We start from the raw sequence: 21,252 nt of genomic DNA, 5'->3' as shown, positions 1-21,252 counted from the left end.
AATGTTAATGGTACGCCTCAATCTGCCACCACAGCTAAGGGGCAGATGTATCGAGGCGTTGTAATAGACGATGAGGACCAGCCGCTCCTTGGCGTTAGCGTTAAGGACAAGCATGGCAAGACCTTGACATTGACCGACCAGACCGGTGAATTCCGCGTAATGTTGCCTGCTGGCGAAACCACACTTACGTTCTCGTATGTGGGAATGAAGCAGCAGAAGATGCGCATGTCTACCGGCAAGAAGAATGTCATACGTCTTCAGGCCGATGCCAATGCTATTGGCGAGACGGTGGTTACGGGTATCTATTCGCGCAAGAAGGAGAGCTTCACCGGTTCGGCAGCATCCTATCGCAAGGAAGAACTCAAGGCCATCGGCAACCAGAATGTGCTGCAGAGCCTTTCGGCACTCGACCCTTCGTTCGTCATCATGGAGAACAATCTCGCAGGTTCCGACCCTAATGCCAAGCTGAACATCAACATCAACGGTACGACAAGTATCAACGGAACTCTCAGACAAGTACGGCAACGACCCCGACCAGCCGCTCTTCATTCTTGACGGTTTCGAGACCACCCTCCAGCGCATCTCCGACATGAGTATGGACCGTATCGAGAGCATCACCATTCTTAAGGATGCTGCGTCTACAGCCATCTATGGTTCGAAGGCAGCCAACGGCGTTGTAGTAGTAGAGACCAAGAAGCCTGAGGCAGGCAAGCTGCGTTTCACTTACAACGGCAGCTACAACGTGAGTTGGGCCGACCTAAGCGACTACAATCTTATGAACGCCAGCGAGAAGTTGCAGTTTGAGAAACTCTCTGGCTATTACGGCCGTCTCGACGAGAACGGCGAGATACTTGATGACCTTTACCGTGCTACATATTATAATAGATAGACTGTAGGTGGTGCTGTTTCACAGGGTCAGGGTCTTTACACCAACACCGTTGTTGTAAAGTACAAAAACAAGTAAAACAGATCGAACTATCGACAATTCAGTAACAATAAAAAATCGGAAGAATCCTAAGCGATTAGGAGGCTTCCGATTTTTTGTTGTGTTATTTTGCAAATTTTTTCAACCATTTTCTTATCGGCTCATCGTAGAATCGCATACTAAGCCATGCTATGCATACGCTGCACGCCATGGTTGATATAGCTATTGGCCATGTCTCGCTGAATGTGTAAAGCCTGGTCTTCATGAGCCACATATAGAAGGCGTACATCAACGGATAGTGTACTATGTAGAGTGGGAATGAGATGTCGCCCAAGAAACGGCAGATGCGTCGAGACGTATTGTCGGTGGTGGTGCCCGAAGCACCCAGCCATACTATTATAGGGAAAATACAGATGATGCATGCTACCTCGAAAATGCCGTTGAGGCTCATTGGTGTGCCACCGTCGATGAACGGTACATGGAAGAGGACAAGCAGGATAATGGTGCATATCCAGAAAGCGCCACGTACATTCTTTATCGGCTTGAACACTCGCGACATAAGCATTCCTATGGTGAATGGGCATAGCATACGCAGTGTACCGCCAAGCAGATTGGTTGTGTCGACGGTCCAGCCTACGCCTATTGAGCCGTAGCCCGACTGATTGGTCACGGCAAACCATGTCAAGGCACAGCAGAGCAATGCCGTGAGCCATGCCAGGGCGCGTGTAGACAACCGGCGGATGATGAGAGCATACAGAATGTTACCTATATATTCGAAGAAGAGCGACCAGCAAGGGCCGTTGAGCGGAAACATCTCACCGTTGCCACGCACGTCGCGTTGCATTCCCGGCAATGCCGGAATCATAAGCCATGAACATACGAGGGCTATCAGTGTCAGCAGTAGGGTGGAGTGGGTGCCGTCCCAACGCTCCATACTGGTGAGCAGGAATGATATGGCGCCTATCAATGCTCCAAGCATCACCATAGGGTGCAGACGTATCAGACGACGACGGAAAAAACCGCTCATTGTGAGCGACTTGCCCCAACGGTCGTCGTAGGCATAGCCAATGACAAAGCCGGATAGCATGAAGAAGAAGTCGACTGTGAGATAGCCGTGGTTGATAAAGTCGATGACGGGCTTATTGCCCGCAAACTGAAAACCTTCGAATACATGATACCATACGACAAGCATAGCAGCTACGCCACGCAGACCGTCAAGCAGGGCATAGTGGGGTTTGGAGTCGGAAAATGTCATTTTTATGATTGTTGTTTTTAAGATTTTGGTAATCCTTCATTTTGCCTATAGTTCACTGGCGACATTCCCACTTGTTTCTTGAAGAATGTGCCGAAGGCTGAGGCATTTGGAAAGTTCAGTAGGTCGGCTATTTCCTTGATACTCTTGTCGGTAGTGGTTATTAAGGAAATGGCCTTTTTTGTTATAGCCTTGAACACCAGTTGCTGTACGCTGCTGCCCGACACCGACTTGACGAGCGACGTAAGATATTTGGGCGACAGACACAGACGGTCGGCATAGAATCTTACGCCACGCTCATGGGTGTGATATTGGTCAATGAGTTGCATCAGCTGCATGTAGGTCTCGAGTTTGCGGCTTGAGGCATTGTCGCCGTCTTTTGATATTTCGCGGAATATGCCACATAGTCGGTAGGTGAGCGACAGCAGTAGCAGTCGGCGCTCATTGGCAGCGAACACGTTGTCGTCGCTGTTGTCTGCAGCTAGCAGTTCGGAATATTTGGTCAGTTTGCTTTCGTGTCCGGTGTGCATAACCCAGCAGTCTCGTGGATTGAGCATCTCTATAAACTTCATCCCGACAATGGTGCTGCCCAGAATGTCGCGTATGGAGTCGACACGATACATGATGATTACCACCGAGCAGTCGTCGCTGTGACTGGTGATGGAGAAGTAAACGTCGCGCGACAGAAATGCCGTCTCGTCCTTGTTTACCACATACTCCACATTATTGCAACTGATTTTGAATTTGCCCGATGTACACACAATGATGCCCACATCGGCAACCTTATAGTTGTCGAAAAATACCTTTGGAAAAGAATTTATATTACCACACGAACAGCAGATGTCCTCATTGTTGGCCATCTGCTGTTCGAGTATATCAATGCCATTATTGCTATTCTTCATCGCTTCTGCCGTATGTTTGTGGCAAAGTTAGTGAAAAATATTGAATCTGCAAAAATAAAAAGAAAAGCCCTACGAGGGTGTGTCAAAATAGGAGTTAGAGGAAGTTAAGAAGAAGTTAATCCATCTACGATGGATGGAAGTTAACAGACAAATGCTTTATTTTCAGCAATTTATACATATGTCCGCTAACTTCTGTTAACTTCGGGCGAAGCCCAAACTTCTTTTAACTTCAATTTTGACACACCCTCGTGGGGCTGAGGCTAGGGCTAGGGGTAGGGCTTTCTCCCTCCTTACTTATCCTTCGATATATCCCTCTTTGGCCATGGCACCACGAGCATCAGTCCGGCGAGGATGACGCAGGCGTAAATGGTCCATCCCGACATCTCCTTGATAGCCGACAGGGTGGCTTGCACCTGCACCTTGCCCTTGGTAGACATGGCAGCCATGTTCTGTGCCTCCGTCTCGCTCTTGCCTTGATATTGCATTCCGCGGGCGGTCATGTCGTATGTCATGGCGGTCTCGGCATTGGTGCGGTCGTAGTCGTGGGCGTAGCGTGTGATGTAGTATTGCTGGCGGTGCTGGAACACTACCTGATACAGAGCCGAGCCTATGCCTGGTGCAATCACCATACGCACGGTGAGCATTATGCACACCCATGTAGAGAGCAACTTATACGGCATGCGCTGGTTGGCGTATACGGCGATGAGCGAGTATAGCAGCATCATACCAGTGGCACGTATCACCACGGGCCACTTCATGCGTTCGAGCATTCCTGCTGTCTGCACTTCGAAGTACATGAATAGCGATGCTGCACCAATCAGCAGGAATCCCATAGCAAAGAACCACTTGAAGTGTACACCCTTGTTGTTGAGTAAGAGTATGGTGACCAGTCCGATGAAGTAGCCCAGCAATACCCAGTTGCCCAGTTCTGCCACCTGAATCTGGTCGGTCTTCATGCCTACGCCTACGAATATGTTCACGAGCATAGAGCTGGAGTTGCATATCATCAGTCCGATGAAGAGCAGTATGCCGCCCTGGATGCTGCGCGACTTGAACGCCTTGAGCATGAAGTATGGCGAGCGGCGTGTCTTCTCCAGATAGAAGAACAGCAGCGACGACACCACACATATTGCTGTGGCCCAGCGTATGTTGGGGCTGTCGTACCAGTCGTACACCTTGCCGTAAACCGTGACATACACGAACGAGCAGCACATCAGGCAGAACACCACCACATTGCCAAACTTAGAGAACGACAGCGGACAATGCTTCGTGGGGTAGGGATTGTAAGGCATGCACAACAGTGTGATGAGCAGCGCCACGAGTATGGCACCAAGCATGGCATAGTAGACCATCTGCCAGTGGTAGTTGTAGGCAAACCATGCCGTTATCCATGTGCCTATCTGTCCGAGCAGCATGAAGAAGAAGTAGATGATAGGCTGACTCGCCTTCTTCTCGGTGTCGAGAGCGTCCCATCCTGCTTCGTCCTTAGGCTCGTTGCCCGGCGTAACGTTGCGTGTAGCCTCAATGCCAAATCCGTACTTGATAAGCGTGAAGAGGTTGCACATCAGAAGCGTCTGTCTGACAAATCCCATGATGAGGCTGTTGAGAGCCAGGATAAACAGACTGTCGGTGTTGGCACATATATAGCTCTGCACGGCCAGAATGGAGAATCCAACGAGACTCATCATCTTCTGGCGGCGCACACTCACCAGCGAGTAGAAGAACGGCGAGAACGCCGCCATACCTATCGATGTGACGAAGCTGATGAAGGCTATGTGTTCTGACTGGATGCCAAGCCCGCCCACCATCTCACTACTGTTGACGGTGTAGGCACCGCTTACCGTCATGATAGGTATGAAAAGGATGACGAGGAAGGCGATGCCAAGAGGCTTTGGCACCCAGTTGTAGAACGGAAAATTCTTAGGCATGTGCTCGGGCACTGCCGTATATATCTCTGCTTGTGTCATTTACTTAAGTTGAGCCTTTACTACAACCATCATTCCGGCAGCCAGCTTGTCGTTGTCTTCCTTCGAAATTCCCTCAAACTCTATGCGCACTGGCACACGCTGCTGTATCTTCACGAAGTTGCCGGCAGAGTTGTCGGTGGGAACGAGCGAGTATTTTGAGCCGGTAGCGCCTGATATGGCAGTAATCTTGCCCTCAAACTCCTTGCCCTCAAAGGCATCGACAGTCATTACTACCTTCTGTCCTACATACAGCTTCTCCACTTGAGTCTCCTTGTAGTTGGCTATTACCCACTTCTGTGTATCGGGCATGATGTAGGTGATGGTCTGTCCGGCATTCACCAACTGACCCTCTTCAAGGGCACGTCTGCCGAGCTTGCCGTCGCACGGAGCAGTCACAACACAGTATGAGAGGTTGAGCTTTGCCATCTCCAGAGCAGCCTGAGCGCGCTCAATGGCAGCAGCCGTATTCTTCTTGCGTGTCTGCACCTCGTTAACGCCCGAGTAGGCAGCCTTCTGCTGTCGGCGTACGGCATCGAGTTTCTTCTTCGTAGCGTTGTATTCAGTTTCAATCTGTTCGAGCTGTATCGGTGTGGCGGCATTGCGAGCCACGAGGTTCTGATAGCGCTGGCGGTCCTTGTCGAGTTTGGCAAGACGTATTTCGATTTCGGCAATAGAAGCCTCGTACACAGTAGCCGAAGTCTGAGTGGTCTGCACCGAAGCGTCAATGACATTGGCACCCGCCATAGCATCCTTCAGTGCTGCCTCTGCCTCCATCACACGAATACGATATTCGCGATCGTCGAGTACAAGAAGCGTGTCGCCCTTCTTCACGTCCTGATGTTCCTTGAAGTATATACGCTTGATATATCCCGATGCACGCATGTTCACTGGCGATATGTACTGCTCTATCTGGGCGTCGTCGCTCTTCTCGTTGCTCTTGTAGTCCATAAACATGCAGGCAATCTTCACGATGCCCCAAACCAGTATAGCCACACCTATGAGGCTGACTGCCACCTGGCGGATGCGCTGGCGCTTAAGCTGCTTGGCAGTTAGTTCGTGGGTAGACTGTGTGCTGTTGTCGCTATTATTGTTGTTTGTAGTGTTATTGTTTGTTTCCATTTTTTTGAGTTTTGAATTCTTAATTCAACATTGAATAATTCCTAATCGCAGGCGTAGCCGAGAACAATTCCTAATTCCAAATTCCTAATTCAATAGTTTTTCCAACTGTCCTGTGAGTTTCAGCAGAGTCAGGTTCGATACCTGATAGTTGAAGTGGGCAGTCAGATAGTTGTTCTGGGCGTCGCTCATGCTCATTTCGTCTTGCAGCACCTCGGTCATTGATGCAATACCCTCGCGGTAGCGGTCGCTCGTCACCTTATATACATCCTCAGCCAGCAGATAATTGTCGCGTTGCTTGCTGAAGTTGCGCTGATTGTTGGCAAGATCGTTAACGGCATTGGCGTATTGTGTCTGCATACCCTTCAGTGCATTCTCGTATTGTAGTCTGGCGTTGTCGATGTCCACCTGCGCCTTTCTAATCTTCGAACGCTTCTCAAAACCATCGAACACGGGTATGCGCAGCGACAGACCAATGCCGTTCGATTTATACCAATGGTTCGACTCGCCCGAGTGAAACCAGTTCTTGAAATTGTCGGTGAAGGCAGCGTAAGTCCAGTTGCCGGTGAGCGCGAGCGTTGGCAGATAGCCGCCCTTGGCAAGCTTCTTCTGCTGTTCGGCAAGTGTTTGCTGCTTTCTGAGCAGCTGAAGTTCCGACAGATTCTCGTTCAGTCCGGTGAGAGCCGCCATGTCCGTCAGCTCCACGTTAGCCTTCGTTACGGTAATGTCCTTGTCGGCAGGATAGTCGATAACGTATTTCAGCATGTTGTATTGCTGTGTGAGCATAGCCTTGGCGTTGTCGTATTGCACGCTGAGATTCTCCAGATTCACGTTCACACGCTTCACGTCCACGCTCAGAGCCATGTCGTTGTCGTGGAAAGCCTGTGTGATATTGCGCAGTTCTTCAAGTCGCTTGATGTTGTCCTTGATTATGCCAATCTGCTCCTCGGTGTTCTGCGCCAGATAATACATCTTGCTTATCTGCACAATCAGGTCTTCCTTGGCTTTGGCATACGATAGAGTGTTGAGTTGGTCGAGAGTCTTCGATATCTCCAATGCAGTGAGTGCCGTCTGACTATATAGTGGCATCTGTAGCTGAACACTTGCCGACGAGTTGTACTGCAGCGTCTTCGTCACGTTATACGGTTTGCCGTAAGCCTTACCATCCGTTACCGATACTGGCGGCGTGAAGTTGTCGTTCAGCGCTGCACCGATATTAATCTGTGGCAACAGACGCGAGCGGTTCTCGCTGATATTGTGCTTGCCTTTAAGCACATTACCCTCATAAGTCTTTAAATTAAGATTTCGTTCAATGCCCATCTGCAGGCATTGACCCAACGACAGCGTTTCCTGCGCCATGGAATAATGTGCAAGAAGTGTCAAGGAAAATGTAAACAATATTCTTTTCATACCTATATTAATAATTCAGCTGCAAAGTTACTGATTTATCATTGTGTAGACATATTCATATAATATCACAAGTTGTTCACATTTTCCCTTTGTTGTTGTTTTACTACAATAAAAAATGCATGTAAAATGCTTACCTTTTTCAAAAAGGCATATTCCTCCCGTTTTATATAATTATATATAAGGAGACATTAGTGTCCCGTTAGAATCGGGACCAGTTAAATATTAATCAAATAACTCCGGAAAGAGGGGACAATCGAGTTCTTTGACATTATTGAAATCAGTCCTTTCGAAGAGATCTACGAGTTGTGTCTTATCCATAAGAGTACAGCATTTGTATTGCAGATTTTTCTTGGCTCGCACAACAAAGAATGATTCATGCTGATGTATTTTGAAAAGTTCCTTGAAAGCATTGTATCCACGGTCGAATATGTAGTAAGATTCTGATTCATAAGGGATTTCCTTCATTGCCTTTGAGTCGAAGGCATACACATTGCCTTTCAACTTGAAGACATCCGTTACTCGTTTCTTCCTGGCTTGCTCCATCATATAGAAAGCAAAGTCTTCAAAGATACGGTAGTCACGATTCTGATTGGCTGAAGCAAATGTCGTTTTCGCAATGGGCTTACGCCCTAATCCAAGATGGTATTGCTTTACTCTATGTGCTTCAAAAGCAACAATCAAATCTCGCAAACTCTCTCGATTACTCAGTTGACCAAACATCATAGCAAGCAACTGATTCCAACACTTGTTATTGTCGAGGAATTCTATCAATTGGGCGAAAACGTATTTATCTTTGTTCATCGTGCAGTATTATAGATAACTGCAAAAGTACAAATTCAAATCATCGCACTCTTAAAATCTCTTGCAAAAGACTGTATTTCAATTAATTCAAAGAGCGATTAGTCCACTTTAACGGGACAGTAGTGATTAAGTTATTCAAATAGTTTTCTTAGATCCATGTTCAAGAAAACTTCTGGTGAGATACCTTTCTCGCCTACGATAAATATTGCCGACGGATGGAATAGATTGCGGAAACGCTCTAAGCCCGTGGTATAAGCCTCTCCATTACTTTTTACTTCTATAGCTATGAATTTCTGATTCTTCTTGAGGATGAAGTCAACCTCGTCGTTGCCTTCTCGCCAGTAAAAAACTTCAAAACGATGGGTAAAAGCTTCGCTTAATATGTAGGCTCCTATGGCGGATTCAAAGAATTGTCCCCATTGCTTACTATCAGAAACGGCTTCTTGAAAAGTTAAACCTAATTGAGAACTCAATAAGGCATTATTGTACACTTGGTATTTAGGAATACTGGCACGTTTGCGGGCTACATCTATAGAGAATTTCTGTAGTCCTGTGACAAGTCCGCTATCGCTCAAAAGATTTAGATAGCCTGCCAATGTAACTGTGTTGCCAGCATCTTGCAATATTCCCAGCATTTTTGTTAGTGAGAGTATCTTACCCGAATAAGCTACGCTCAATTCGAAAGTTTGACGAAGCAGAGCAGGCTTTCCTATTGGAGAATCCATCAAGATATCCTTGTTTATAGTAGCATCGATGATGGCTCCGCTAACATAGTTCTTCCAACGTTCTTCGTCACCAATAAGCATGGCAGCTCCTGGGTAGCCTCCAAAATAGATGTATTGTTCAAGAGTCATTCCAAAGGCTTCTTTCATTTCTGGATAACTCCAATGGCTCATTCTGATTTCCTCATATCGTCCCATGAGAGATTCTGCCAGTCCTTTTTCTAATAACACCCTTGATGAGCCTAATAATGCCACTTTGATGTTGATGTGATTTAGACTATCAGCGTCCCATTCTTTCTTTACATATTCACTCCAGTTTTTAAGTTTTTGTATCTCGTCAATAACCAAGATCATTTCTTCAAGTCCTTGTGTGCGCATTTGAAGACGCGCATTATTCCAGCAATCGCTAATCCAAGTGGAAGATGTTGAAGGTATGGTGTCGGCAGAATAGAAAAGAAACGGTTTACTTAAATCATCCAATACTTGCTTGATAACGGTAGATTTTCCAATCTGTCGTGGTCCCATGATTACTTGAATGAACATTCTTTGTTCACCTAATCTCTTGATTATGGTATCATATATCTTTCTTTTGTACATGGTCTGTTGCTTATAGATGATAATGTGATATGTATAGTCTTATTATATTTAATTGGGGCTTTTCAAGTTGTTTTACTCAGCATAATGAATAATTTTACTCAGTCGACTGAGTAATTTTACTCAACGGACTGAGTAAAATTCCATCTTTCGATGGCAAATATAGAACTTTTAGCTGAAATAACCGCATCTGGCATGTATATTTTTGATTATTTTACAAAAGTATTCTTTGGAATTACTCATTAAAACCCAAACAAAATCCACTCTCCTAAAAATAAAAATCCAAGCAAACCCTAATGACCGATTCGGATTAAAAGATATAAAGAAAAGAGGCGCTCGTTTTTAACTTCTACTGCTTTAGAAGGTCATTATATTGTGACTATGTCGAAAAAAATAGATAATAATAAAGGTTCATCCGGAATATGGAGTGGTTTACATCCAGTAAAAAAAATCGTATCATACCTCCCTTCCACCTTTCCAGTTGATATATGACAATCGTATCATGCAAGTATTCCTTTTTTAGATGCAATCACTACTGTCCCGTTAAAGTGGACAAATCGCTCTTTGAATTAATTGAAATACAGTCTTTTGCATGAGATGTTTATTGTGAAAAAAGGATGCAAATATAAGACAGGCAGTAAAAAAGTATTACAAAATAAAAATCGATTATAGAGATTCAAGAAGCCGTTTTTATATGTTTTAGCGGTGTCCGACACCATGTTTTTATTCAATTATAGCTTCTTTGCACTCCAAAGGGACAACTTTTGGAGGGCAAAGAAGCTCCATTTGCAATGCAACGGAGGCCAAAATGCAATGCAAAAGTAGTCCTTTTGCAATGAAAAGGATAACTTTTGTACTGTGTAAAATTGCACACTTCCGTCGTTAACGCTGTAAGTTGTTGTGTGTAAACAATATATATATTGCACGCTCAAAACTCACGAATTTCGAGCCAAAGATTTCCTAGTGCGTTCAACTCGTAGTTTTGAGCGGTTAGAAATGCAAATATTGTAACAGTGGCGGTTGCAATTTCATTATTCTTTATACCATTCGAAGAGTTTCTGCACTCCTTCTTCTATTTCCACTTTGTGTGTCCATCCGAGCGAATGCAGTTTGCTTACGTCAATGAGTTTTCGCATGGTGCCGTCGGGCTTGCTGGTGTCAAACTCAATGGTCCCTTCGAAGCCTACGGCTTTGGCTACGAGTTGTGATAGCTGGCGTATGGTGAGTTCCTTGCCCGTGCCAACATTGATGTGGCAGTTGCGTATCTCGCCCAATGACGGGATGGCACCGCCGCGCCCCTCGGAATTGTTGCGGTCGACCGCACCGTCGGTCTTTGCGCCATAGAAAACGCTGCTGTATTTCTCAATGCCAATGATGTCCTTGAAGTCTACATTCAAGAGCACATGAACACTGGCGTCTGCCATGTCTTCGCTCCATAGAAACTCGCGTAGGGGAGAGCCAGTGCCCCAAAGCACCACCTTATTATTATATATACCGTAAAACTCCAATGCCTTCAGTATGCGTTCGTGCGGATTGTTGCCGTCGACGTTGCCTTCGCCTATGATGGTGCGAAGCTTGTCGGTGGGGTTGATAGGACGCTTGTTCATGTCAGCCTCTATCGTGCGCCAATCACCCTCGTGAATAAGTTTCGCCAAGTATATCTTGCGCATCATGGCTGGCATAACGTGGCTGTTCTCAAGGTGGAAGTTGTCGTTTGGCCCGTAGAGGTTGGTCGGCATAACGGCGATATAGTTGGTGCCGTATTGCAGATTGTACGACTCGCACATCTTTAGTCCGGCTATTTTGGCAATGGCATATTCCTCGTTGGTGTACTCCAGAGGCGATGTGAGCAGACAGTCCTCCTTCATCGGCTGCGGAGCATTCTTGGGGTATATGCACGTAGAGCCAAGGAAAAGGAGTTTCTTGACACCATGCTTGTAGGCATTGTCTATCACGTTGCATTGCATCTTCATGTTCTGCATGATGAAGTCGGCACGATAGAGCGAGTTTGCCATGATGCCGCCAACGAAAGCGGCTGCCAGGACGACGGCGTCGGGACGCTCCTCATCGAAGAAGCGTGTCACTGCCATCTGGTCTGTAAGGTCCAACTCCTTATGGCTGCGCCCTACAAGATTGTTGTAGCCGCGAGCCTTAAGGTTGTTCCAGATTGCCGAACCCACAAGTCCGTGGTGTCCGGCTATGTATATCTTGCTGTGTTTGTTAAGCATGTTTATTTCACAATTCCTTTTTCCAGATACTCTGCAAGGTTCATTCGTACTTTTGCGGCGGCACCTTCGGATGCAACCTTTGCCATGTCGTGGTCTACCATAATCTTGACGAGTTGTTCGAATGATGTGGCGTTAGGATTCCAACCCAGTTTTGCCCTCGCCTTGGTAGGGTCGCCCCAAAGATTTACCACATCAGTAGGACGATAGAAGTCGGGCGACACCTCTACGATAGTTTTGCCTACGAGAATCTCCGGTCCGCTTACGCAGATGCCTTTCTCGTTCTCTTCCTTGCCCTCCCATTTCAGTTCGATGCCAACGTAGTGGAAGGCAAGTTGTGCAAACTCACGAACGCTGTGCTGAACGCCGGTGGCAATGACAAAGTCGTCGGGTTTTGGAGCCTGCAGAATGAGCCACATACATTCTACGTAGTCCTTGGCGTAGCCCCAGTCGCGCAACGAATCGAGATTGCCAAGATAAAGCTTGTCTTGCAGGCCCTGTGCTATGCGTGCTGCAGCAAGCGTAATCTTACGTGTCACGAAGGTCTCACCACGACGTTCGCTCTCGTGGTTGAATAGAATGCCGTTGCAGCAGAACATGTTGTAGGCATCACGATACTCTCGTATAATCCAGTAGCCATACTGTTTGGCGACAGCATAAGGGCTGAAAGGATGGAAAGGAGTGTTCTCGTTCTGCGGCACTTCCTCCACCTTGCCATACAGTTCGGATGTAGAGGCTTGGTAAATCTTGCAGGTGTATGCCAGTCCCACCTTGCGTACAGCCTCGATGATGCGCAGCACACCAACGGCATCCACATTGGCAGTATATTCAGGCGAGTCGAAACTCACCTGCACATGACTCTGTGCAGCAAGGTTGTATATCTCTGTAGGACGCACCTCCGACACAACTCCCACGATAGACATGGAGTCGCCGAGGTCGGCATAATGCAAATGAAAATGCGGTTTGCCTTCAAGGTGGGCAATACGCTCACGATAATCTACCGATGAACGGCGTATTATGCCGTGCACGTCATAACCTTTGTCCAGCAGCAATTCTGCCAGATAAGAGCCATCCTGACCGGTAATGCCCGTGATGAGGGCAATGTTCTGTTTGCTCATAAGCCAATAATCTTTTATGTTATGTGTTCCTCATACACATGAGTTTTCACTCCGTTATCAATGTTACGTCTGCAAAATGTAATAGAAATTGCAGAATATGCTGGCAAAGATACAACTTTTTTGCTGTTTTCGTGTCGTTATTACACAGACAATTACTGATTTCTAAAAAAACTTCCTACGTATTTTGAGAGCAGAAACCCGAAAAAGTTGCGATTTCCCGTGGAAATCTACCAAAAATCAATATATATCCACGACTTATCGATATGTTTTTCTATCTTTGCATAAGATAGGCAGCACATCGCAAAATTATGGACAAACTGACCAAGGAGCAACGCCATCGTTGTATGGCATCGATACGAGGGAAGGGTACCAAGCCGGAGATTCTGGTGAGGAAGTACCTGTTCGGCCGAGGGTTTCGCTATCGGCTGAATCATCCTCGTCTGCCTGGTCATCCTGACATTGTGCTGCGTAAGTATCGTTCGGTAATCTTTGTAAACGGTTGTTTTTGGCATGGGCACGAGGACTGCAAGTATTATGTGTTGCCAAAGACTAACACAGATTTTTGGAAAGCAAAGATAGAGCGCAATAAGGCTCGTGACTTGGCTGAACAGCACAAGCTTGCATCTATGGGATGGCATTGCATCACGGTGTGGGAATGTCAGTTGAAGCCGGCTGTAAGAGCAAAGACCTTGGAAGGTTTGGCGTTCACTCTCAACCGTATATATCTTAAAGACCATAGCGTGCGACGCTATGAAATACCAGAGGAAGAAAGATCAATGGCAGCAGAACCCAATGTGGAATGACAACCTATTTCTTTGGATTTTAGCAAAAATACTAGTATTATATGTTTGGATTTTTGCTAAAAACTAAAGATTATATGTTTGGATTTTAGCATTTAGGCGGTTAATGTCCCATATTTTTCTTATCTTTGCGCAACCTAAGTAATTTCAACTATCAACATATGGCAACAGTAGACGACAAGAAGATTATCTTTTCAATGGTGGGAGTATCGAAGATTATCCCACAAAACCGCAAACAGATTTTGAAGGACATCTATCTGTCCTTCTTCTATGGCGCAAAAATCGGAATCATCGGTTTGAACGGCGCTGGTAAGTCAACGCTGATGAAAATCATCGCCGGACTGGAACAGCCAACACAGGGCGAAGTGGTATGGAGCCCTGGCTATACTGTGGGTTATTTGCCGCAGGACCCACCGCTCAACGAAGCGAAGACCGTAAAGGAGAATGTTATGGAGGGTGTGCAGAAGGTGTATGATGCACTTGCCGAGTATGAGGACATAAACGCTAAGTTTGCATTGGAGGAGTATTACTCTGACGCCGACAAGATGGACAAGCTGATGGCACGCCTCTCGGAGGTGCAGGATATTATTGATGCCACTGATGCATGGAACATGGACTCTAAGCTCGACCGTGCTATGGCTGCATTGCGTTGTCCTAAGGGTGACCTTCCCGTTACTAACCTTTCAGGTGGCGAACGCCGTCGTGTGGCACTCTGCCGACTGCTGCTGCAGAAGCCCGACGTATTGCTTCTCGACGAGCCTACCAACCACCTTGATGCCGAAAGTATCGACTGGCTGGAGCAGCATTTGCAGCAATATGAGGGTACGGTGATTGCCGTAACGCACGACCGCTACTTCCTCGACGATGTGAGCGAATGGATATTGGAGCTCGACCGTGGCGAGGGTATTCCATGGCATGGCAACTACTCTTCATGGCTCGACCAGAAGACCAAGCGTATGATGCAGGAGGAGAAGCAGGCTTCAAAGCGTCGCAAGGCTCTGGAGCGTGAGTTGGAGTGGGCACACATGGCTCCGAAGGCACGTCAGGCTAAGGGTAAGGCCCGTCTTAACGCTTACGAGAAGATGCTCGGCGAGGAGCAGAAGGAGCGCGAGGAGAAGCTCGAGATTTTCATACCGAACGGTCCGCGATTGGGCAACAAGGTTATAGAGGCACAACATGTGAAGAAGGCTTTTGGCGACAAGGTGCTCTTCAACGACCTCAACTTCATGCTGCCGCCTAACGGTATCGTGGGTGTTATCGGTCCTAACGGTGCCGGTAAGACTACTCTCTTCCGACTCATTATGGGACTGGAGCATGCCGACGGTGGTACATTCGAGGTGGGCGAGACCGTGAAGCTTGCCTACGTAGACCAGCAGCATAAGGATATTGACCCTGAAAAATCGGTTTACGAAACGGTATCGCAGGGCAATGAGACAATACGTATGGGTGGCAGAGACGTAAACGCTCGCGCCTATATCTCACGCTTCAACTTCTCGGGTACCGACCAGAGCAAGCTTTGTGGCACGCTTTCGGGTGGTGAGCGCAACCGCTTGCAGCTGGCACTTGCACTGAAGCAGGAGGGCAACGTGCTGTTGCTCGACGAGCCTACCAACGATATCGACGTGAACACACTGCGCGCACTGGAGGAAGGTCTGGAGAACTTTGCCGGTTGTGCCGTAGTAATCAGCCACGACCGTTGGTTCCTCGACCGTATCTGTACGCACATCCTCGCCTTTGAGGGCAATGGTGAAGTGTTCTACTTCGAGGGTAGCTACTCTGACTACGAAATCAACAAGGCTCGCCGTATGGGCAACGAGGAAATCAAGAAGGGACGCTATCGCAAACTGATGGAAGACTAATCGGAAGAGCGAAATAAAGAAAATGCATAAAAAGAAAACGCCGGGGCAAGTCGTGAATGACTTGCTCCGGCGTTTTCTTTGTTTTCAGACTTTTGCTGAGTGTGTGTTTATTTTGACTTGGTCAGTGTTGCCTCTGTACGGTATGTCTTGTTGCCGTCGGTGTTGGTATACCAGAACTTGAAGACCTTAGTGCTTGGGTCGTAGGTTCCGCCACCATCGGTGATGCGCTTGCACACTGCTGCTGCCTTGCCCCACTTCTGTGCGTCATACTCCTGATTGAAGTAGTTGACGCCATCCAATCTGCGCTTGAAGTCGACATAGTACTTGTTGCCGTTGAACCAAGGGCTGGCTGCCTTTTCGTATCGCTTGCTGATGAAGTCGATGCATTCATCGTAAGTGGCACGTGGATAAGACATGGCATCCACACTTGCATTTGAGGGGATGGTGCTTGGAATCAATGGCACCGGACCATACTGGCGTACCAGACAGTAATAGTAGTGGGCCAAGAGGAAATTGCACTGGCCTGCCACGTCGCGACGCTCCGTCTCGCTCAGGTCACGGCACTTATTCATATTTTCCAATATCATGTATGCCTGACGGATACCCTTGTAGTAGTTGGCCCAGTTGTCAAAGTAGCCCGAATACTTGTCGATTGTAAGAGTTGGTCCAAAGCTGGTCGTCAGCAGGTATGTAGCTTGAGGCAGAATTGAGATACTGCATCAACAGACTCTTGCGCTGGAACACTGAGTCCAGGCTCGTCTGGTTGTAGAAGTACTTGTCGGTGTTGAGGTAGTCGTCGCAGGAAGTGAATCCTGATACCATAGCTACTGAAGCTATAACACCTAATAATATATGTTTGGTATTCATAATGGACATTTATAGTTCAAAAAGGTATAATATTTAAATTGTCGCAAGAAAATCATTGGATTTAATGATAATTGTACACATTATCGCATTGTAGAGCATCTAAAACCTTTGTTGATATTACACGTTAACGAGTATTTTGCTGTGTTATAATTAATTACGACGTTTTGATGATGGATTGTATAGAATACGAACAAGGGTTGTTAGAACACTAACAACCCTTATTCTCAAATATAAAGTTAATGCCATGTCACATGACAATGCAAATTATCGCGTTCTGACTATCAACCAAGGAGCTACGCCGTGGTATTTGTCTGTACGATATCTGGCAGCATATACATTCATTTTTATTAATAAATCATAAATAATAATGACAAGGGGGGGGAATTTTATCATAAATATTTTTTTTCATATCTTTGCAGACATTTTATATCAGGATGACAGCATAGGTGTCACAATTGACACATTTGAATGAATAAGTATTTTTAGAAAAAAAATCAACAATAGAGATTAATAAATTATGAAGGGTAAAAGTTATCTGCTTTCTTTTGCCAAAACAAAAGGAAGCATTGCGGCAGTTGCTTTAGCCGCAGTGCTGATGGCTGCAAATGCTACTGTAGCCTCGGCACAAAATAAAGCGACGGAAGACAACGGAACAGAAGAAACGGTTATTGGAGGGGTTGACGACCTTTCTGGCGTTGATCCTTCGTCAGCAATTTGTACAAGCAATGGAACGGCTGAAACCGACGGAGATAAGATTGTGTGTCTGTATAACATCGGGGCGAAAAAGTTTCTGAGCGTTGGCGGTATGTGGGGTACTCATGCCTCATTGGATGTTACGCCATATCCCATTTATATGAATTTGATTAGCGGTTCAGAAGGAACATATCGTCTGGAGAGCAAGGTTAAAGGTTCTATAAATCGGGCATATTTGGGAATCGACACAAAACATAACCAGGTGTTTATGGACCAAGGTGTTGTAGATAGAAGCGTTATCAGATTTGTTAAAGCCAATGGCTATTCAGAAACGAACAAGGTATATCTCGTCAGAATCGGCAATACATCAACATTAGGTTATCTCACGGCTTATCCTAACAACGAGGACAAACTTTGCGATTCTCAGGCAAACATAGCCACGGAGGGCACCCCGGAATACAATAACCAGGAATGGAAGGTGATTACAAAGACTGAGTATCACGAACTCTTCAACATAGCTCCTGCAAATATGAAATCGGTTGTTGATGCTTCTTTCCTTATTGCATGTCCAGATTTCAGAGCAAATGATGCGGACGCTCTAAAATGGGTCATCACAGGTAAAGATAATAAATTGCCAACAGACTGGGAAAGCTATATGCGCTTTGGAGACGAAAATATGTATAAGACGCATGACAAGCTACAGAGTACAGGTCCCAATAGCTGGAAAAACTATACAGAAGCTCATCAGCGCGACTACGGCCAGTATTTCTACTGCTACACCAAAGGCTTGCGCGGCTTCACATTCTATCAGGACGTGCAGGTACACAAGGGAGGATGGTACCTGCTGCGATGCAACGGATTCAGCACATCGAACAGCTCGGAGAACATCAAGCAGAACGGCAAACCGCTTGCAAACCTGTTCATTACAGTGCTCGATGCCAACAACAATCCGATTAAAGAGATATACTCAACAGCATCCCTCGACGGTATAAGTCAGGCTGATGCCTATCAGCTTGCCCAAACACACAATGGCAAGAACTACGAAGGAGCCGGTATCGGACATGCCTTCTTCGAGGGAGAGTATGAGAACCAGGTACAGATATGTCTCGACAAAGCCCTGGATGGGAACAAAATATCAGACAAGAATCCTGTTACGCTCCGCATAGGCTTCTACGTAGATCCTACACCCGACGGAAAGCCGGATGTAGCCGACAACGAGCTGACCGCCGTGGACGAATTCAAGCTGCTTTATGCCGGACCGCGACGCAACCCGGAGCTGATTCTCGACGAGGAATCTACCGACCTGCTCTATCTGACCGAGGCTGCTGACGAATACAAGAACAGCGTGCTGCATCTGAACCGCAAGCTGAACGACAATAAGTGGAACTCGCTCATTCTGCCCGTAGACCTGACATGGGGACAGATGAAACGCACGTTCGGAGATGCAGTGAAGGTGGCAAAGCTTGCCAAACTGACGGAAAACAGCGTGCAGTTCGTGACCGTGGAGCCAAAGAACGACGATGACGTGATGGTAACAGCATTCGAGCCATATATCGTGTACCCACCATATACACAGGTGAAGTCGGCACCCTACACCGTAGACCGATTCTATACATCAGCAGGCGAGGACAACAGCGAATGGCTTGGCACCGACTACAAACCGTCTTCCAAAGAAGACAACCGACTGACGAAGACTTTGAAAGCCGACCACTACGACATCACGATGGTGTCGCTCGACAGGGATAAGCTGAAGAATTATGTAAACACCACCAATTGGGAGTCAACAACAACCTTCTCTGCCACCGGCGGCAATCATGGCACGATGACCTGCAAAGGCACTATGGCGAAGACATACGACAATGGCAAGATTATCGAGGGCAGAGACGACCTCAACGGCGACTACTTCATGTATAAGGGAAAACTGATACAGGTGCCGCACGGCGATATGGCCGACGGCAATCCGTATTCATACGGACTGAAGGCGTTCCGCTGCTGGTTTGAGCTGGCGGGCAATACTTCTGCCGAAGTAAAACCGAGCCAAGTATCGCTGTTCATCGACGGAGTGGCAGACAGCACTACAGGCATCGACGACATACACGGCAGCACGGACCGCACATCATATAAGCGCGGCATAGAGGGCGTTTTCAACATGTACGGACAGATGGTGCGCCGCAGTTGCAGTCTGGAGGGATTGCCTAAGGGAATGTATGTAGTGAACGGAAAGAAGATAATTATCAGATAAACCCAAAATAACAGTTACGCAAAATGAAGAAGAAATATATAACTCCAGAAATAAATGTGATACAGCTCGAGGCTCTCTGTAGCGGAGGCCTCGTAACGGCGAGCGTATACCAAGGAAGTACCGATGGAGAATGTATCGGCAACTTTGGTGTAGTCGACGAGAGCCAAACCAAGGACGAATACTTGTGGGGAGAATCGAACAACAATAATTGGGGCGATGACTGACACCATCGTCTGCTATAGAAACAGATAATGAAAAGCGTTAAAGGGCTGGATTCCATATTTGGAGTCCAGCCCTTTGGCTTTTTCACACTTCCTTTCAATCCACCAATCCTTTTCCCTTATCATCCAGCTCTATTGCAAGAGCAAAGCCTGAATCTCTTTTTGAAGGGCACGCCAGGATTATAATAAAAAAGTCCTGCAAATGTTTTCTGTTTATCATCTCATTGCCTTTGTATTATGTTTATGAATTGCCCTTATGAAAGGGGGATAATACTACATCATGACCACTATCTTACCATAATTATTCAAATGCCTATAAGTCAAATATGACTCTGAAAGTTGTATCTTCATGTAGCAATATTGATTTTCAAGATGTTACAAACAAAGTCCTTTACCTTTGCTTGGTATTCTTCCTTGGTCATACCTCCAGTCTCTATCATTAAGTCAAGTACATCGCCAAGTTCATCAAAAGCAATATCATGATGATATTCTTTAGTCGTTCCATCCTTTTCTCCATAGATACGGTAGTAATCAGAGCCTTCATCCAAAGCAATATACACCTTGCCCTGAAATTGGAAACCATTCACCTGCATGACAAGAGCCGCCATAGTGAAGTTTTAGTAGTTTGGTTTTATCTTTCCCGTTTCGTCTATTCTCCAAGATGTTTTTATCGAATCGGTTCAAAAGTCCGTTAAATATACGCAAAATCGGCTCAAACAAAACCCGATTATTGGCAAAAAATGAGTAAATTTGAGCCGATTAATAAATAAAGAATATGACAATAGATATAGAAATATTACAGTTTTTACATTATCATCCCTTGGCAAATAGGGCAGAGATTATGGCTGGGCTTACGAAAGCTCCCAGTGATAGCACAATGAAAAGATAAGCAGACGGCTTCCGGGAAGACAAAAGAAGAAGCTATCATGTTGCTTAACCATAAGGATGCACTTGATTTTGTGCTTGACGTACCAGATTATTTGAAAGAACTGTCTGTGCACCGAATAGAGGATATTCATTCTATCCTGACAAAGGAGTTGGAAGTTGATAGAAATATCCGTCATCGTCGTGTTGGTATCACGGGAACCAATTATCGCCCTCTTGACATTAGTGCTATTATCGTATATTCAAGCTTTTGTGGATGGGAACAAGCGGACTGCAAGAATCACAAGCAATGCTATCTTAATAGCAAATGGATATTGCCCGATTTCTTTCCGAACCGTTGACTCCATCGACTATAAGAAGGCTATGCTCATGTTCTACGAACAGAATAACATCGCTGCTTTCAAGAAAATCTTTATCGAGCAGTTCTTGTTTGCTGTGAAGACGTATTTTTAGGGAAAATACCCGTTGGCGGAATGAGTCATAAAGTACATCGTTTAATAATGGTTTGAAATAGTCATCGTAACTTTGCACTCGGAATAAGAACAACTTTGTAGTCGTTAATAATGTGTATTTACACAAAATAAGTAAGTGATCTAAATTATTTTTATATATAAGTACTAACATGGCTCATTTTTCGTTTTATAGAAAAAGTA

Annotated in this window: 18 protein-coding genes and 1 pseudogene; 7 read left to right on the top strand and 12 right to left on the bottom strand. The window is 46.1% G+C overall.

Going from position 1 to position 21,252, the window contains the following annotated elements:
- Positions 1–45: 45 nt before the first annotated feature.
- Together I6E38_RS09700 and I6E38_RS09695 are read left to right on the top strand one after the other, a co-directional pair.
- Positions 46–555, top strand: coding sequence for a carboxypeptidase-like regulatory domain-containing protein (locus tag I6E38_RS09700; protein ID WP_235393797.1), 510 nt, complete (start codon positions 46–48; stop codon positions 553–555).
- Entirely contained in the window at positions 548–889 is a 342-nt protein-coding gene (locus I6E38_RS09695; RefSeq protein WP_235393806.1) for a TonB-dependent receptor plug domain-containing protein, read from the top strand. Before I6E38_RS09700 ends, I6E38_RS09695 begins: the two co-directional genes overlap by 8 nt.
- Before the next feature lie 160 nt (positions 890–1,049).
- On the opposite strand, the gene I6E38_RS09690 is transcribed toward I6E38_RS09695, so the two are convergent.
- The 9 genes from I6E38_RS09690 to gmd form a co-directional block, all read right to left on the bottom strand.
- The gene (locus tag I6E38_RS09690; protein WP_235393796.1) at positions 1,050–2,180 is read right to left on the bottom strand and encodes an acyltransferase family protein; all 1,131 of its coding nucleotides are present in this window, start codon (positions 2,178–2,180) and stop codon (positions 1,050–1,052) included.
- 17 nt (positions 2,181–2,197) lie between these two features.
- The gene (locus I6E38_RS09685) at positions 2,198–3,079 is read right to left on the bottom strand and encodes a helix-turn-helix domain-containing protein (RefSeq protein WP_235393795.1); all 882 of its coding nucleotides are present in this window, start codon (positions 3,077–3,079) and stop codon (positions 2,198–2,200) included.
- A 290-nt stretch (positions 3,080–3,369) separates the two neighbouring features.
- Positions 3,370–5,046 (bottom strand): efflux MFS transporter permease, encoded by a 1,677-nt coding sequence (locus I6E38_RS09680; RefSeq protein WP_235393794.1) that lies wholly within the window; start codon positions 5,044–5,046, stop codon positions 3,370–3,372.
- Entirely contained in the window at positions 5,047–6,165 is a 1,119-nt protein-coding gene (locus I6E38_RS09675) for an HlyD family secretion protein (RefSeq protein ID WP_235393793.1), read from the bottom strand.
- 84 nt (positions 6,166–6,249) lie between these two features.
- The gene (locus I6E38_RS09670) at positions 6,250–7,572 is read right to left on the bottom strand and encodes a TolC family protein (protein ID WP_235393792.1); all 1,323 of its coding nucleotides are present in this window, start codon (positions 7,570–7,572) and stop codon (positions 6,250–6,252) included.
- Positions 7,573–7,794: 222 nt separating this feature from the next.
- Positions 7,795–8,373, bottom strand: coding sequence for a DUF4372 domain-containing protein (locus I6E38_RS09665; protein WP_368043042.1), 579 nt, complete (start codon positions 8,371–8,373; stop codon positions 7,795–7,797).
- Positions 8,374–8,504: 131 nt separating this feature from the next.
- Positions 8,505–9,692, bottom strand: coding sequence for an ATP-binding protein (locus I6E38_RS09660; RefSeq protein WP_235393791.1), 1,188 nt, complete (start codon positions 9,690–9,692; stop codon positions 8,505–8,507).
- A gap of 1,028 nt (positions 9,693–10,720) precedes the next feature.
- Positions 10,721–11,917, bottom strand: a complete 1,197-nt coding sequence (locus I6E38_RS09655; RefSeq protein WP_235393790.1) for a GDP-L-fucose synthase family protein — start codon at positions 11,915–11,917, stop codon at positions 10,721–10,723.
- 2 nt (positions 11,918–11,919) lie between these two features.
- Positions 11,920–13,032, bottom strand: a complete 1,113-nt coding sequence (gmd, locus tag I6E38_RS09650) for a GDP-mannose 4,6-dehydratase (protein WP_235393789.1) — start codon at positions 13,030–13,032, stop codon at positions 11,920–11,922.
- Positions 13,033–13,340: 308 nt separating this feature from the next.
- Between gmd and I6E38_RS09645 the strand changes: the two genes are divergently transcribed.
- Complete coding sequence (locus I6E38_RS09645) at positions 13,341–13,835, top strand: very short patch repair endonuclease (RefSeq protein WP_235393788.1); 495 nt, start codon at positions 13,341–13,343, stop codon at positions 13,833–13,835.
- Between the two features lie 158 nt (positions 13,836–13,993).
- Positions 13,994–15,691, top strand: a complete 1,698-nt coding sequence (gene ettA / locus I6E38_RS09640; protein ID WP_235393787.1) for an energy-dependent translational throttle protein EttA — start codon at positions 13,994–13,996, stop codon at positions 15,689–15,691.
- Between the two features lie 107 nt (positions 15,692–15,798).
- Here ettA and I6E38_RS09635 read toward each other — a convergent pair whose 3' ends face one another.
- Positions 15,799–16,293: a RagB/SusD family nutrient uptake outer membrane protein gene (locus I6E38_RS09635; protein WP_475595049.1), complete on the bottom strand. Its 495-nt coding sequence runs from the start codon at positions 16,291–16,293 to the stop codon at positions 15,799–15,801.
- 25 nt (positions 16,294–16,318) lie between these two features.
- Positions 16,319–16,558, bottom strand: coding sequence for a hypothetical protein (locus I6E38_RS09630; protein WP_235393785.1), 240 nt, complete (start codon positions 16,556–16,558; stop codon positions 16,319–16,321).
- 517 nt (positions 16,559–17,075) lie between these two features.
- Here I6E38_RS09630 and I6E38_RS09625 point away from each other — a divergent pair.
- Positions 17,076–19,493 (top strand): hypothetical protein, encoded by a 2,418-nt coding sequence (locus I6E38_RS09625; protein ID WP_235393784.1) that lies wholly within the window; start codon positions 17,076–17,078, stop codon positions 19,491–19,493.
- A 23-nt stretch (positions 19,494–19,516) separates the two neighbouring features.
- A complete protein-coding gene (locus I6E38_RS09620; protein ID WP_235393783.1) occupies positions 19,517–19,717 on the top strand; it encodes a hypothetical protein in 201 nt (66 codons plus the stop codon).
- Positions 19,718–20,061: 344 nt separating this feature from the next.
- Here the strand turns inward: I6E38_RS09620 and I6E38_RS09615 are convergent, their stop codons facing one another.
- Positions 20,062–20,322: a hypothetical protein gene (locus tag I6E38_RS09615; RefSeq protein ID WP_235393782.1), complete on the bottom strand. Its 261-nt coding sequence runs from the start codon at positions 20,320–20,322 to the stop codon at positions 20,062–20,064.
- Positions 20,323–20,598: 276 nt separating this feature from the next.
- Between I6E38_RS09615 and I6E38_RS09610 the strand changes: the two are divergent.
- Positions 20,599–21,052: pseudogene (locus tag I6E38_RS09610) on the top strand (Fic family protein); the annotation flags it as partial.
- Positions 21,053–21,252: the final 200 nt, after the last annotated feature.

The organism is Leyella stercorea (assembly GCF_021531355.1).
Lineage (GTDB): Bacteria > Bacteroidota > Bacteroidia > Bacteroidales > Bacteroidaceae > Prevotella.
This window is presented reverse-complemented; position numbering and strand designations above follow the sequence as displayed.

What these genes read in the sequence shown, in the direction of transcription:
- I6E38_RS09700 (WP_235393797.1), top strand. Translation starts at nt 46, where the DNA reads ATGTATCGAGGCGTTGTAATAGACGATGAGGACCAGCCGCTCCTTGGC.
- I6E38_RS09690 (WP_235393796.1), bottom strand. Translation starts at nt 2,180, where the DNA reads ATGACATTTTCCGACTCCAAACCCCACTATGCCCTGCTTGACGGTCTG.
- I6E38_RS09685 (WP_235393795.1), bottom strand. Translation starts at nt 3,079, where the DNA reads ATGAAGAATAGCAATAATGGCATTGATATACTCGAACAGCAGATGGCC.
- I6E38_RS09680 (WP_235393794.1), bottom strand. Translation starts at nt 5,046, where the DNA reads ATGACACAAGCAGAGATATATACGGCAGTGCCCGAGCACATGCCTAAG.
- I6E38_RS09675 (WP_235393793.1), bottom strand. Translation starts at nt 6,165, where the DNA reads ATGGAAACAAACAATAACACTACAAACAACAATAATAGCGACAACAGC.
- I6E38_RS09670 (WP_235393792.1), bottom strand. Translation starts at nt 7,572, where the DNA reads ATGAAAAGAATATTGTTTACATTTTCCTTGACACTTCTTGCACATTAT.
- I6E38_RS09665 (WP_368043042.1), bottom strand. Translation starts at nt 8,373, where the DNA reads ATGAACAAAGATAAATACGTTTTCGCCCAATTGATAGAATTCCTCGAC.
- I6E38_RS09660 (WP_235393791.1), bottom strand. Translation starts at nt 9,692, where the DNA reads ATGTACAAAAGAAAGATATATGATACCATAATCAAGAGATTAGGTGAA.
- I6E38_RS09655 (WP_235393790.1), bottom strand. Translation starts at nt 11,917, where the DNA reads ATGCTTAACAAACACAGCAAGATATACATAGCCGGACACCACGGACTT.
- gmd (WP_235393789.1), bottom strand. Translation starts at nt 13,032, where the DNA reads ATGAGCAAACAGAACATTGCCCTCATCACGGGCATTACCGGTCAGGAT.
- I6E38_RS09645 (WP_235393788.1), top strand. Translation starts at nt 13,341, where the DNA reads ATGGACAAACTGACCAAGGAGCAACGCCATCGTTGTATGGCATCGATA.
- ettA (WP_235393787.1), top strand. Translation starts at nt 13,994, where the DNA reads ATGGCAACAGTAGACGACAAGAAGATTATCTTTTCAATGGTGGGAGTA.
- I6E38_RS09630 (WP_235393785.1), bottom strand. Translation starts at nt 16,558, where the DNA reads ATGAATACCAAACATATATTATTAGGTGTTATAGCTTCAGTAGCTATG.
- I6E38_RS09625 (WP_235393784.1), top strand. Translation starts at nt 17,076, where the DNA reads ATGAAGGGTAAAAGTTATCTGCTTTCTTTTGCCAAAACAAAAGGAAGC.
- I6E38_RS09620 (WP_235393783.1), top strand. Translation starts at nt 19,517, where the DNA reads ATGAAGAAGAAATATATAACTCCAGAAATAAATGTGATACAGCTCGAG.
- I6E38_RS09615 (WP_235393782.1), bottom strand. Translation starts at nt 20,322, where the DNA reads ATGGCGGCTCTTGTCATGCAGGTGAATGGTTTCCAATTTCAGGGCAAG.